This window comes from Delftia sp. Cs1-4 (assembly GCF_000214395.1).
Lineage (GTDB): Bacteria > Pseudomonadota > Gammaproteobacteria > Burkholderiales > Burkholderiaceae_C > Comamonas > Comamonas acidovorans.
The window spans coordinates 4,690,001-4,702,105 of record NC_015563.1 but is presented as its reverse complement, the minus strand read 5'-3'; the positions used below and the strand labels follow the sequence as shown (position 1 = coordinate 4,702,105).

Annotated in this window: 14 protein-coding genes (1 of these 14 running past the window's edge); 6 read left to right on the top strand and 8 right to left on the bottom strand. The window is 66.9% G+C overall.

Going from position 1 to position 12,105, the window contains the following annotated elements:
* Window positions 1-56: 56 nt before the first annotated feature.
* The 3 genes from DELCS14_RS29585 to DELCS14_RS20585 all read right to left on the bottom strand — a co-directional run bounded on the left by DELCS14_RS29585 (window position 57) and on the right by DELCS14_RS20585 (window position 2,269).
* On the bottom strand, window positions 57-869 hold the full coding sequence (locus DELCS14_RS29585) for a DUF2325 domain-containing protein (protein ID WP_049801437.1): 813 nt from the start codon (window positions 867-869) through the stop codon (window positions 57-59).
* Entirely contained in the window at window positions 854-1,390 is a 537-nt protein-coding gene (locus DELCS14_RS29580; protein WP_049801436.1) for a hypothetical protein, read from the bottom strand. Before DELCS14_RS29580 ends, DELCS14_RS29585 begins: the two co-directional genes overlap by 16 nt.
* 123 nt (window positions 1,391-1,513) lie before the next feature.
* The gene (locus DELCS14_RS20585) at window positions 1,514-2,269 is read right to left on the bottom strand and encodes a sulfite exporter TauE/SafE family protein (protein ID WP_216595204.1); all 756 of its coding nucleotides are present in this window, start codon (window positions 2,267-2,269) and stop codon (window positions 1,514-1,516) included.
* A 126-nt stretch (window positions 2,270-2,395) separates the two neighbouring features.
* Here DELCS14_RS20585 and DELCS14_RS20580 point away from each other — a divergent pair, with 126 nt between their 5' ends.
* Window positions 2,396-3,364 (top strand): LysR family transcriptional regulator, encoded by a 969-nt coding sequence (locus tag DELCS14_RS20580; RefSeq protein ID WP_013803379.1) that lies wholly within the window; start codon window positions 2,396-2,398, stop codon window positions 3,362-3,364.
* Here DELCS14_RS20580 and DELCS14_RS20575 read toward each other — a convergent pair.
* The 5 genes from DELCS14_RS20575 to DELCS14_RS20555 form a co-directional block, all read right to left on the bottom strand.
* Window positions 3,355-4,224: a M90 family metallopeptidase gene (locus DELCS14_RS20575; protein WP_013803378.1), complete on the bottom strand. Its 870-nt coding sequence runs from the start codon at window positions 4,222-4,224 to the stop codon at window positions 3,355-3,357. The two genes, DELCS14_RS20580 and DELCS14_RS20575, sit on opposite strands and share 10 nt — an antisense overlap.
* On the bottom strand, window positions 4,221-5,069 hold the full coding sequence (locus DELCS14_RS20570) for a UDP-2,3-diacylglucosamine diphosphatase (RefSeq protein WP_013803377.1): 849 nt from the start codon (window positions 5,067-5,069) through the stop codon (window positions 4,221-4,223). The genes DELCS14_RS20575 and DELCS14_RS20570 overlap by 4 nt, the downstream gene beginning before the upstream one ends.
* 164 nt (window positions 5,070-5,233) lie before the next feature.
* On the bottom strand, window positions 5,234-5,740 hold the full coding sequence (locus DELCS14_RS20565; protein WP_013803376.1) for a peptidylprolyl isomerase: 507 nt from the start codon (window positions 5,738-5,740) through the stop codon (window positions 5,234-5,236).
* A gap of 57 nt (window positions 5,741-5,797) precedes the next feature.
* Window positions 5,798-6,385, bottom strand: coding sequence for a peptidylprolyl isomerase (locus DELCS14_RS20560; RefSeq protein ID WP_013803375.1), 588 nt, complete (start codon window positions 6,383-6,385; stop codon window positions 5,798-5,800).
* Window positions 6,386-6,529: 144 nt separating this feature from the next.
* Window positions 6,530-7,063, bottom strand: coding sequence for a tetratricopeptide repeat protein (locus DELCS14_RS20555; RefSeq protein WP_013803374.1), 534 nt, complete (start codon window positions 7,061-7,063; stop codon window positions 6,530-6,532).
* A 204-nt stretch (window positions 7,064-7,267) separates the two neighbouring features.
* On the opposite strand from DELCS14_RS20555, the gene cysS reads away from it, so the two are divergent.
* The 5 genes from cysS to DELCS14_RS20530 form a co-directional block, all read left to right on the top strand.
* A complete protein-coding gene (gene cysS, locus DELCS14_RS20550) occupies window positions 7,268-8,653 on the top strand; it encodes a cysteine--tRNA ligase (protein ID WP_013803373.1) in 1,386 nt (461 codons plus the stop codon).
* A 49-nt stretch (window positions 8,654-8,702) separates the two neighbouring features.
* The gene (locus tag DELCS14_RS20545) at window positions 8,703-9,512 is read left to right on the top strand and encodes a DNA-3-methyladenine glycosylase (RefSeq protein WP_013803372.1); all 810 of its coding nucleotides are present in this window, start codon (window positions 8,703-8,705) and stop codon (window positions 9,510-9,512) included.
* An 83-nt stretch (window positions 9,513-9,595) separates the two neighbouring features.
* Entirely contained in the window at window positions 9,596-10,573 is a 978-nt protein-coding gene (locus tag DELCS14_RS20540) for an acetyl-CoA carboxylase carboxyltransferase subunit alpha (RefSeq protein WP_012204428.1), read from the top strand.
* Window positions 10,574-10,759: 186 nt separating this feature from the next.
* A complete protein-coding gene (gene tilS / locus DELCS14_RS20535; RefSeq protein WP_013803371.1) occupies window positions 10,760-11,719 on the top strand; it encodes a tRNA lysidine(34) synthetase TilS in 960 nt (319 codons plus the stop codon).
* 178 nt (window positions 11,720-11,897) lie between these two features.
* Window positions 11,898-12,105: the 5' portion of an aspartate kinase gene (locus DELCS14_RS20530; RefSeq protein WP_012204430.1), read on the top strand. Its footprint extends 1,058 nt past the window's final position; the window shows 208 of its 1,266 coding nt (coding positions 1-208); it begins with the start codon at window positions 11,898-11,900; its stop codon lies off the right edge, out of view.

Genomic DNA, 12,105 nt, shown 5'->3' with positions numbered 1-12,105 from the left:
CTGATGGAATCCTGAAAACACAAGGCCCGGCGCTGGGCCCGCGCCATGCGGCACCATCAACCGTGGCGCAGGCAAAAGTGTGATGCGCTGGTGGTGCAGGTTCCCGCGTCGGGCGGTGCCAACTCGCGCGCCACGGTGGCCGCGAAGCTGGCCAGGCTGGCCGTGCGCAGCGCGATGAAGGGCACGCCATGCCGCTCGCTGAGGCGCTTGAGGTTGACCACGGAATCATGGTCCACGCAGTCCACGGGGAACACCACCAGGTCGACGCGCGGCAGCTGCGCGGCCAGCAGGCCCTTGCGCGTCTCCAGCCCGCCGTCGTGGTGCAGGAACTCGCCGCCATGGCGCTGTACATGGTCGCGTATGGCGGGGGTGGAGCTGGGGCGCCCGCCCACGTAGAGCAGCTTGCGGCCCTGCAGCGCCTGCTGCTGCGCGGCATCGGGGGCCTGGGGCTGGGTGGCGGCGCGATGCAGTTCCTTTTCGGCGGCGGCCAGTTCCTCGGCCAGCCATTGCACGCGCTGCTGCAATTGCTCGGCCATCTGCTGCAGGCGGCCAGCCTCGGCCCAGGCCTGTTCGGCAGCGCGTTCTGCACGCTCGCGCCGTTCGGTGTGCATGCCGACCAGGGCGCCGGCATCGGCGGGGCGGGTCTCGCCTCCAGGGGCTGTCCCTGCCCTGAGTTGCGACAGGCGGGCTTCGAAGTCCAGGGACTGCTGGCGCAGCTGGCCGGCCAGCGCATCACGTTCGAGCTGGGATTGGTGGTGGCGCTGGCGTTCGCGTTCCAGCTTGTCCTGCAGTTCCAGGTTTTCCTTTTCCAGTGCCACGAAGCGCTTGAGTTCATGCCGGTTGGCCGATCCCATCAGGTGCGACAGCATGTGCACTCGCCAAAGGCCATTTGCCGCAGCGCAAAGCTGGTGCACTTGTGCGTGAGCAAGGCCCAGTAGGCGCCCGGAATCTCGCCCTGCTGCCAGGCCTGCTTCCACGCGGCCTCCAGTGCAGCCTCGTCCTGGGCGGCGGCAAAGCCCTTGATCACGGCGGCATGGCGCTGGTCCAGCGCCTTGTGGATGGCCTTGGACAGGTCGCCGTTCTCATGCGCCAGGCCCACGGCCTGGTGGTGCAGTTCCAGGTCGGTCTTGCCCTTGATATCCATGTGCCGGCCCATCAGCTTGCGCAGCTCGGCCGGGCTCAGGCAGGTGCCTATCACCGAGCAGTGCAGATGCGTGTCCAGCTGGTAGAGCCGGGTGCGCGCCTGGGCGTGCGCTGCGCCGCCATGCTCTTCGCGGACATGGTCGTGCCCGCAGCACTGGCCGTCCCCGGACTGCAACGCGCCGGCCGACACGGCGGCGCCCAGGGCGGCCATGCCGCCTGCGCTGAGTTTGAAGGGGGGCGTCAACATCGGAAGGCCTCTCATGGATGGGCTGGTGCAGTTCGTAATATACGATTAAGCATAGCGCGGCGTGTGCCAGAGGTTCACATAGTTGACTGCCGTTAGCCGATGGAGTGTTGGCGCGCGGCGCGCTCAGGCCACGCGCTGCAAAAGTACGGGCACGGAAGACGCCAGCAGGGCCACGCCGGACAGGCACAGCAGGCCCAGCACGATCTGCCGGAACCGTGCCTCGCTGATACCGATATAGAGCCTGGAGCCCAGCAGCGATGGAATGAGCATGGCCGGCGCCACGATGGCGAACAGCGGCAGCATGCTGCGCGTGACCATGCCGGTGCCCAGGTAGGTGGCCATGGTCACGGCCAGCATGGACAGGTTGAAGTTCTGGATGACGGAGCGCTGCTCATCCTTGGGGTAGCCGCGCAGCGTGCACCACAGCGTGGGCAGCGTGCCCGTGAAGCCACCCAGTCCGCCCATCACGCCGCCCGCCAGGCCGACGGCACCATCGGCCAGGCGGCCGCCGCGTGCCAGCCTGGGCAGCCGGGCCGACAGCAGCATCACCGGGCACCACAGCACCAGCATGCCGCCGAGCAGGGCCTTGAACCAGGCCATGTCCAGGTGCGGCAGCAGCAAGACGCCCAGCGGAATGCCGGCCAGACCGCCCAGGATGAAGGGCAGCAGCTTTGCCAGCGCAAACCCGCGCCGCACGGTGATGGCCGACAGCACCTGGCCCAGCAGCGAGCCGAAGACGGTGAGCACGGCCGCATCGCGCGGCTCCAGCACCCAGGCCCAGAACGACATGGCCACCATGCCGAAGGCAAAGCCCGACAGGCCCTGCACGAATCCGGCCGCCGCCGCGCCCAGCGCGATGATGAAAAACATGCCATCCATGGTCTGCCTGGTCCTTTCGTTTTGGGTGTGCAAGACGCCGGAATTCTGGAACGCATGCATAAGCAGAAATTCGTTTGTTTTTATTGTTCAATATGGTTTTGCTTATGACGCGCCACACCTGAATCCATGCCGCAAAACCGCACTGCATCGACCGCTGCCCAACTGGCCCACCGCATGGCCACGCGCCTGAAGATGAAGCATTTGCTGCTGCTGCGCTCCATCAGCGAGCTGGGCACGCTGACCCGCGTGGCCGAGCGCATGGCCACCAGCCAGCCCGCCGTGACCCAGGCCCTGGCCGAGCTGGAGTCATTGTTCGGCGCGCCGCTGTTCCTGCGTTCTGCGCGCGGCATGGAGCCTACGGAGCTGGGCGCGCTGGTGCTGGCGCGCGCCCGGGGCATGCTGGCCGATCTGGACCATTGGGCCCACGACATCGAGGCCGTGGGGCAGCAGCGTGCGGCGCACCTGCAGGTGGGTGTCATCCCCTTTCTGCCGGCGCGCATGCTGGCCGATGCCATCGGCAGGACGCGGCCGCAAGGCCGGCGCATCACGGTCACGCTGCATGAGGACACCAGCGACCGCCTGCTGCAAAAGTTGCGCGCACATGAGCTGGACTGCGTGATTGGCCGCGCCTCGGCCGTGCTGGACATGAGCGGCATACGGCACAGCGTGCTTTATGAGCAGGAGCCACGCCTGATCGCCCACCGCAGCCTGGCCACGCGGCTGGGGCGCCGACCTCTGCAGTGGGCCGAACTCACGGGGCTTGACTGGGTGCTGGGCCAGCGCCGCACGCCCATGCGCGAGCAGATCACCGACTTTTTTCTGCGCGCGGGCGTGGAGCCGCCGCCGCCGTTTGTGGAAACGCTCTCGGCCAAGGTGATCGGCGAGCTGGTGGCGGCCAATGAGCGGGCCGTGTCCATCGTGCCGGCCGACATTGCCGAGGAACTGGTGCGCATCGCGGGCGTGGGCATCGTGCGCCACCGTTTTGGCTGGACCCTGCCACCCATCACCCTGTTCGAGCGCAAGGCGGGCGGGCAGTACGAGGAGCAGCGCCTGTTCGCCCAGGCGCTGAAGGAGGTTTGCTCCGATCAGGATTGACTGGTGGCCGGCTTGAAGAGCGCAGCCAGCAGCGGCGCCAGCGTGGGAAATTCCAGGGCAAAGCGGGCGCGGTCCACGAAGAAGGCCTCGCAGGCCACGGCGAAGAATTCGGCGGGCGCCGTGGCGCCATAGCCGTCCAGCCAGGGCCATTCGCCGCCAAAGCGTTCGGCGATGGTGATCTGCTCACGGAAGGCGTCGTAGGCCGGCGCCCAGGCGGCCTGCCATATCTCGCGGGCCTGGCGCGCGGAGCCGCTGCCCATGAAACCGGGCGGCAGGGGCGGGCAGCCGTCGGCACCGCCGTTGCGCATGTCGATCTTGTGGGCGAATTCATGGATCACCACGTTGGCTACCTGGCCGCCGTGACCGTGGTGGCTGGCATGCGGCCCGCGGCCTGCGCCAATGGCCTGCCAACTGAGCATGACGGGGCCACCATGCATGGCCTCGCCCATGATCACTTCGTCGTAGTCGTGGATGACGCCGGCCTCGTCCATGCTCTGGCGCCGCGCCACGGCATCGCCCGGGTGCACCACGATGCCGACAAAGTCGTCATACCAGGACAGCGCGCCCTGCGGCTCGCCCCAGTGCAGCAGGGGCAGGCAGGCCTGGGCGGCAATCTCCAGCGCCATGGCATCGCTCACTTGCAGGCCGTGGGCGCCGTGGAAGCGCTTGCGCTGCAGGAAGACGGCGGCCAGGGCGCGCAGCTTGGATTGCTCCTCCAGCGTCAGCGACGCGAGAAAAGGGTAGGCGGCCAGCGTGGACAGCCACAGCGGCGCGGGAATCTCGGGCACCGGCGACACCGTGGAGCGTGCGCGGCGGCCCAGTCTGCGGGCCCAGCGGCCCAGTTGCTGCCAAAGGTTCATGGCGGGCTGGCCTGTTCAAGAACATCGGCCAGCGGCAGGCGCTGCAGGCCCATGCCGCGCTCCCAGCGCAGCACCTCGGCGCGGGGCACGGGCGCCGCCAGATCCCAGTCGCTGAGCACGATGCGCCGCAGGCCATCGCCCAGGTCATGGTCGGCCGGGCGGTGCGTGTGGCCGTGGATCAGGGTGGTGGCACCTGCGGCATGCAGCCAGCTGCGGGTGGCCTGCGCGTCAAGGTCGGCATAGGTGGGCATGGCGGCGCCATGGCCGTCCGATTCCCGCTTGCGCGATTCGCTCTCCTGCCGAATGCCGCGTGCCTGGTCGCGGCGCACCTGCAGCGGCTGGGCCAGGAAGCCGGCCTGCCAGGCCGCCGAGCGGGCCATGGCGCGAAAGCGCTGGTAGTCCACATCGTCCAGGCACAGGGCATCGCCATGGCTGAGCAGGATGCGCTGGTCGCCGCAGTCAAGCACGGTGGGATCGGTCAGCGTGGTCGTGCCGCACAGCGCATCGAACTGCGCGCCGGTCAGGAAGTCGCGGTTGCCCTGCATGAAGAACAGCGGCGTGCGGGTGGCTGCCGCGCGCATGGCGGTGGCGCATTCGGCCTCGAAGCTGCCCGGCTCCAGCAGGGCGTCGTCACCCACCCAGACCTCGAACAGGTCGCCCAGCAGAAAGACGGCATCGGCCCGCGTGGCGGCCAGGTAGTTCAGGAAGGCCTGCACGGTGGCGGGCTCGCTGGCCTGCAGGTGCAGGTCCGAGATGAACTCCAGCGTGCGCCAGCCCGCAGGCAGTGTCCACTCGGCCGCAATGGGCGGCACGGGAAGAAGGCGGGGCGCGGCGGTCTGGGCCATGGGACGGGGCACCCGGCAAGGGCGCTGCATGAAGGGCTGTAGGAGCCTTGGGACGGCTCTGGAGCGGGTCTGTTGTCCATGCGCACGGCCTGGTGCCATGCGCATGGACAACAGGGCGGCCGGACCCGAAAGGGCACGGCCGCCCCGTGTGCGCAAGCGCCTGATTACAGGGCCACGGCCTTTTCGATGATCACGTCATCCTTGGGCACGTCCTGGTGGCCGCCGTTGCGGCCGGTCTTCACGCCACGCAGCTTGTCCACGATCTCGGTGCCCTTGACCACCTTGCCGAACACGGCATAGCCCCAGCCCTGTGCGCTGGGCGAGGTGTGGTTCAGGAAGCCGTTGTCGGCCACGTTGATGAAGAACTGGGCGGTGGCAGAGTGCGGGTCGCCGGTACGGGCCATGGCCAGGGTGTACTTGTCGTTCTTCAGGCCGTTCTTGGCCTCGTTCTCGATGGGGGCGTCCGTCTCCTTTTGCTTCATGCCGGGCTCGAAGCCGCCGCCCTGGATCATGAAGCCATCGATGATGCGATGGAAGATGGTGTTGTTGTAGTGGCCCTTGTTCACATAGGCCAGGAAGTTCTCTGCGCTCTTCGGGGCCTTGGCGGCGTCGAGTTCGATGGTGATGACGCCGTGGTCGGCGATGTGGAGTTCGACTTGGGGATTGCTCATGGCGATTCCTTGTTGGATGGAGGGGAAGGGCGTGCCACGCAAGGCGCGGCGTGCGGTTTACTTGACTTCGGTGGCCGAGAGGATGGTCACCGGCTTGGTGGGTACATTCTGGTGCATGCCCTGGTTGCCCGTGGCCACCGTGCGGATTTTGTCCACCACATCCATGCCCTGGACCACGCGGCCGAAGACGGCGTAGCCGTGTCCATCGGGCTTGGGCGCGTTGAGCATGTCGTTATTCACCACGTTGATGAAGAACTGCGAGGTGGCCGAGTTGGGGTTGCCCGTGCGCGCCATGGCGATGGTGCCCCGGTCATTCTTGAGGCCGTTGTCCGCCTCCAGCGGAATCGGCGCGCGCGTGGGCTTTTCCTTGAGGCTGGCATCCATGCCGCCGCCCTGGATCATGAAGCCGTCCATCACGCGGTGGAACACCGTGCCGTCATAGTGCTTGTCGCGCACGTACTGCATGAAGTTGGCCACGGTCTTGGGGGCCTTGGCTTCGTTCAGCTCCAGCACGATGTCGCCCATGCTGGTCTTGATCTGCACCTTGGGCGTGGCGTTCTGCGCCATGGCGGGCAGGGCGGTGAAAAGGGAAGCGGCCAGGGCCATGCCGGCCAGGGAAAGCGACGCAATGCGGCGTGTGGTCATGCGAATCTCCTGTGAAAGCCAAAGGGCTGGGGGATGGAGTGGGGAAAACCGGGCAGGTTCCTGCGGGTGCGCGCCAGGCATGGCAAGACCCGATCGACCGCCGCATGCGCGCTGGCGCAAGGGCTGCGCGCGTGGGCCGGGGGCCTACTTGGCGGCGGTGACGGGTGCCAGCAGGTCGCGCAGCAGCTTGAGCTTGGGGCGCACGCTGGCCGCGCGGCCATCCAGGCCTTGCGCCTTGGAGTAGGCCTCGTAGGCCAGGCGGGCATGGATGTCGCCCAGGTTCTCGTAGGCGACGCCGTAGTTGGGGTTGTTGCGCACGGCGGATTCGAGCGCGGAGCGCGCCTTGTCGAGCTGGTTCTGGCCGGCATAGATGACCGCCAGATTGTTGTAGGGCTCGGGCAGCTCGGGGTAGTCCTCGATGAGCTGGTTCAGCGCGGCGATGGCCTCGTCCGTCTTGCCGCTGTCGGTCAGTGCAACCGCCTTGAGAAAGCGCATCTGCGGGTCGCGTGCATTCTTGGCCAGATAGGCATCGGCGCGTGCCAGCGCCTGGGTGCTCTTGCCGTTGCGCAGCAACTGATTCACTTCCGTATAGTCGTCGGCGTGGGCGTGGCCTGTTGCGAGCAGGGCCGCCAGTGCCGCGAGGCGCAGGGCGGAGCGAAACGAGTTGCGTAGAGGCATGTAGGTGCTTTCGGGGCCTCGGGGGAATGCCCCGCGGCGCGGGCTTATACTGCGGTCAATTGTAGCTGAGGGGTGTGCTGGGTCACACGGGCTCTGCGCCTGCCGCTCCTGCTCCCTGCTGAGCATGCCTGCATCGGCGCCAAGGGTCCGGCGGCGCGTGGGACGCGCCCCCTGCAGCGACCCTTTCTCCCCTGATAAACATCCATGAGTTTGCGTATCTACAACACGCTGTCGCGTGCATTGGAAGCGTTTTCGCCAATCGAACCGGGCCATGTGCGCATGTATGTGTGCGGCATGACCGTGTACGACCTGTGTCACCTGGGACACGCACGCTCCATGGTCGCTTTCGATGTGGTGCAGCGCTGGCTGCGTGCCAGCGGCCATCGCGTGACCTATGTGCGCAACATCACCGACATCGATGACAAGATCATCCGTCGCGCCGTCGAGAACGGCGAGACCATCCGCTCGCTGACCGACCGCATGATCGACGCCCTGCACCAGGACGCCGACGCCCTGGGCATCGAGCGCCCCACGCATGAGCCGCGCGCCACCGAATACGTGCCGCAGATGCTGTCCATGATCGGCCGTCTGCAGGACAAGGGCCTGGCCTATCAGGGCACGGATGGCGACGTGAACTTCGCCGTGCGCAAATTCCCCGGCTACGGCAAGCTGTCGGGCAAGTCGCTGGACGAATTGCAGGCCGGCGAACGCGTGGCCGTGCAGGACGGCAAGCAGGATCCGCTGGACTTCGTGCTGTGGAAAAGCGCCAAGCCCGCCGAGCCGGAAGAGGTCAAGTGGGCCAGCCCCTGGGGCGTGGGCCGTCCCGGCTGGCACATCGAGTGCTCGGCCATGGGCTGCGAGATGCTGGGCGAGAGCTTCGACATCCACGGCGGCGGTGCCGACCTGCAGTTTCCGCACCACGAAAACGAGATCGCCCAGAGCGAAGGCGCGACCGGCAAGCCGTTCTCGCAGGTCTGGATGCACAACGGCTTCATCAACGTGGACAACGAGAAGATGTCCAAGTCGCTGGGCAACTTCTTCACCATCCGCGACGTGCTCAAGGAGTACGACGCCGAGACCGTGCGCTTCTTCGTCGTGCGCAGCCACTACCGCAGCCCGCTGAACTACAGCGACGTGCACCTGAACGACGCACGCGGCGCGCTCAAGCGCCTGTACACGGCGCTGAGCCTGGTCGCGCCCGCCGAGGTTGCCATCGATTGGAATCATCCCGCTGCCGCACGCTTCAAGGCGGCCATGGACGAGGACTTCGGCACGCCCGAGGCCGTGGCCGTGCTGTTCGAGCTGGCTGCCGAAGTCAACCGCAGCAAGAGTGCCGAGACGGCGGGCCTGCTCAAGGCATTGGCCGGCTGCCTGGGGCTGCTGCAGGGCGACCCGCAGGCCTTCCTGCAGGCAGGCACTTCGGAGATGGATGCCGGCGCCATCGAGGCGCAGATTGCCGCACGCGCAGCCGCCAAGGCGGCCAAGGACTGGGCTGAGGCCGACCGCATCCGCAAGGCGCTGCTGGAACAGGGCATCGTGCTCAAGGACTCCCCCGCAGGCACGACCTGGGAGGCAGCCGCAAAGGGCTGATCCGTATGCCTTGCCAGATGTGCCGCGCCAGGTGCGGGGAGGTGCTTTGATGGCCTCCGCCAAACCCCTGGACACCATGGATTTCGAGCAGTTGCCGTTGGTGGCCGATCTGCCCGTGCCCGAACAGCAACCGGCCCCGCTGCCGATGGTGACGCTGGGCGCGCGCGCAGGATCGGCGCCTGCGGCCGCCGCTGCCGCTGCCTCCGCTCCCAAGGCCAAGATATCCCTGCCCGCACCGCCTGAGGGTGCCCCGGCCTACTGGGCCGAGGCCTGCCGCCAGCTGGTGCGGCGCGATCGCGTGATGAAGCGCCTGATCCCGCGCTTTGCCCACCTGGCCCTGCAGCCCGGCGGCGATGCCTTCGCCACGCTGGCGCGCTCCATCGTGGGCCAGCAGATCTCGATGAAGGCTGCGCAGACGCTGTGGAACAAGTTCGCGCGCCTGCCCGTCCGCATGGCGCCTGACCTGGTGCTCAAGCTCAAGGTGGACGACATGCGCGCCGTGGGCCTGTCTGCCCGCAAGGTGGACTACCTGGTGGACCTGGCCATGCACTTCACCGAGCACCGCCTGCACCAGGACGACTGGCAGGGCATGAGTGACGAAGCCATCGTGGCCGAGCTCATGTCCATCCGAGGCGTGGGCCGCTGGACCGCCGAGATGTTCCTCATCTTCTACCTGCAGCGGCCCAATGTGCTGCCGCTGGACGATGCAGGCCTGATCTCGGGCATCAGCCAGAACTATTTTTCAGGCGACCCCGTCAGCCGCAGCGAGGCGCGTGAGGTTGCCGAGGCCTGGAAGCCGTGGTGCACCGTGGCGACTTGGTATATTTGGCGCTCGCTCGAACCGCAGCCTGCAGCCTGAAGACAAACCGATCACACCCGATCAACCCCCGTTTTCCGGCCGGAACGCATGCACCGTGCCTGGCTGGGACAAGGAGAAACAAGTTGGCGAAAAAGAACTTTCTGGATTTTGAGCAGCCCATCGCCGAGCTCGAATCCAAAATCGAGGAACTGCGCTACGTGCAGACCGAAAGCGCAGTCGATATCTCGGAAGAGATCGAGCAGCTCAGCAAAAAAAGCCTGCAGCTGACCAAGGACATCTACAGCGACCTCTCGCCCTGGCAGATCACCAAGATCGCGCGCCATACCGAGCGTCCCTACACGCTGGACTATGTGCGCGACTGCTTCACCGACTTCATCGAGATGCACGGCGACCGGCACTTCGCCGACGACCAGTCCATCGTGGGCGGGCTGGCGCGCTTCAATGGCATTTCCTGCATGGTCATCGGCCACCAGAAGGGCCGCGACACCAAGGAGCGCACGCTGCGCAACTTCGGCATGACGCGCCCCGAGGGCTACCGCAAGGCCCTGCGCCTCATGAAGACGGCCGAAAAGTTCGGCCTGCCGGTCTTCACCTTCGTGGACACGCCTGGCGCCTTCCCCGGCATCGAAGCCGAAGAGCGCGGCCAGTCCGAAGCCATCGGCCGCAACATCTACGAAATGGCCCAGCTGCAGACCCCCATCATCACCACCGTCATCGGTGAAGGTGGATCGGGCGGCGCCCTGGCCATTGCCGTCGCCGACCAGGTGCTGATGCTGCAATACGCCGTCTACTCCGTGATCAGCCCGGAAGGCTGCGCCTCCATCCTCTGGAAGACCGGCGAAAAGGCCCAGGACGCGGCCGATGCCATGGGCATCACGGCCCACCGCCTCAAGGCCCTGGGCCTGGTGGACAAGATCGTCAACGAGCCCGTGGGCGGCGCCCACCGCGACCCCAAGCAAATGGCCGCCTTCCTCAAGCGCGCGCTGGGCGATGCCTATCGCCAGCTGGCGGACCTCAAGCCCAAGGAACTGCAGGATCGCCGTTACGAGCGCCTGCAAAGCTACGGCCGCTTCGCCGATACCAAGGCCGACAACCGCTGAAGGCCTGCGCCACGCTCTGGCACACTGAACGGCTCCCCCTGGGAGCCGTTTGCTTTTTGCGCCAATCCCTGGCCCGCGTCCTGATACCTCTGATCCAAGCCTGTGGAAATTCCGATCACCGACCCGCTGCGCAATGTTCCGGCAGCCGCGCCAGATGCGACACCAGGTGCTGCACCGGGTGCCGCTTTGGACGCGGCCATCCATCGCTTTGCGCCGCAACTGCCGCTGGCCGTGGCCTTCAGCGGCGGTGCGGACTCCACGGCACTGCTGCTGGCCTGCGCCGAGCGCTGGCCGGGCCAGGTCGTGGCCATCCATGTGCACCACGGTCTGCAGTCGGCGGCCGATGCCTTTGTCGGCCAGTGCGAGAAAGTCTGCGCGCAGCATGCTGTTCCTTTGAAGATTCGCCGCGTGGACGCGCGCCACGCGCCGGGCCAAAGTCCTGAGGACGCCGCACGCCAGCTGCGCTACGCAACGCTGATAGAGGCCGCCCGCGAACCCTGGCCTTTGCAGGGCGCTGGCGGAGAGCCCTTGCCGCCCGTTCGCAGCATGGCGCTGGCGCAACATGCGGACGACCAGGTCGAGACGCTGCTGCTGGCCCTGTCTCGCGGCGCCGGTGTGGCCGGGTTGGCCGCCATGCCGGCGCAGTGGAGCAGGGCGGATCTCGAATGGCATCGACCGCTGCTTGATCTGCCCGGCCAGGTCCTGCGTGACTGGCTTGCGGCGCGTGGCCAGGCGTGGGTGGAAGACCCGACCAATGCCGACGCGCGCTATACGCGCAATCGCATCCGCGCCCAGTTGCTGCCCGCGCTGCAGCAGGCCTTTCCCCAGTTTCGCGCCACGTTCGCGCGCAGCAGCCGGCATTGCGCCGAGGCGGCCGAGCTTCTGCAGGAGTTGGCGCAGGCCGATCTGGCGGCCATCGGCACCCCCCCCGGCATCACCGCCTTGCAGGCGCTGAGCCCCGCGCGCCAGGCCAATGTGCTGCGCCACTGGCTGCGCAGCGTGCATGCCACCACGCCCAGTGCCGCGCAGCTCGATCAGCTGCTCGCGCAGATCGGCGTTTGCCTTACGCGAGGCCACCGCATCCATCTCAAGATGGGGCGGGGTTTTGTGCGGCGGCTGGGGTCGGTGCTCGATTGGTACAATTGACGAGTTTTGGTCCAACTTTGTACGAAAACCGGCGGCGCGCCAAAACCAAACGGCTTGCGCAAGACGGGTCCGGGCGGACATTTCGCTTCATGCGCAGTCCTCTCAAACATCCTGGCTTGCACAAGCATCCCTCTGTCGTACAGCGCCGTGGCAAGCAGTTTCGTCACCCTGATATCCAATGGCACTGATCGTTCATAAATACGGCGGCACCTCGATGGGCTCGACAGAGCGCATCCGCAACGTTGCCAAGCGCGTGGCCAAGTGGGCTCGTGCCGGTCACCAGATGGTGGTCGTCCCCAGCGCCATGAGTGGCGAAACCAACCGTCTGCTGGGTCTGGCCAGCGAGCTGGCTCCCGGCTCGGCCAAAACGGCGTACTACCGTGAAC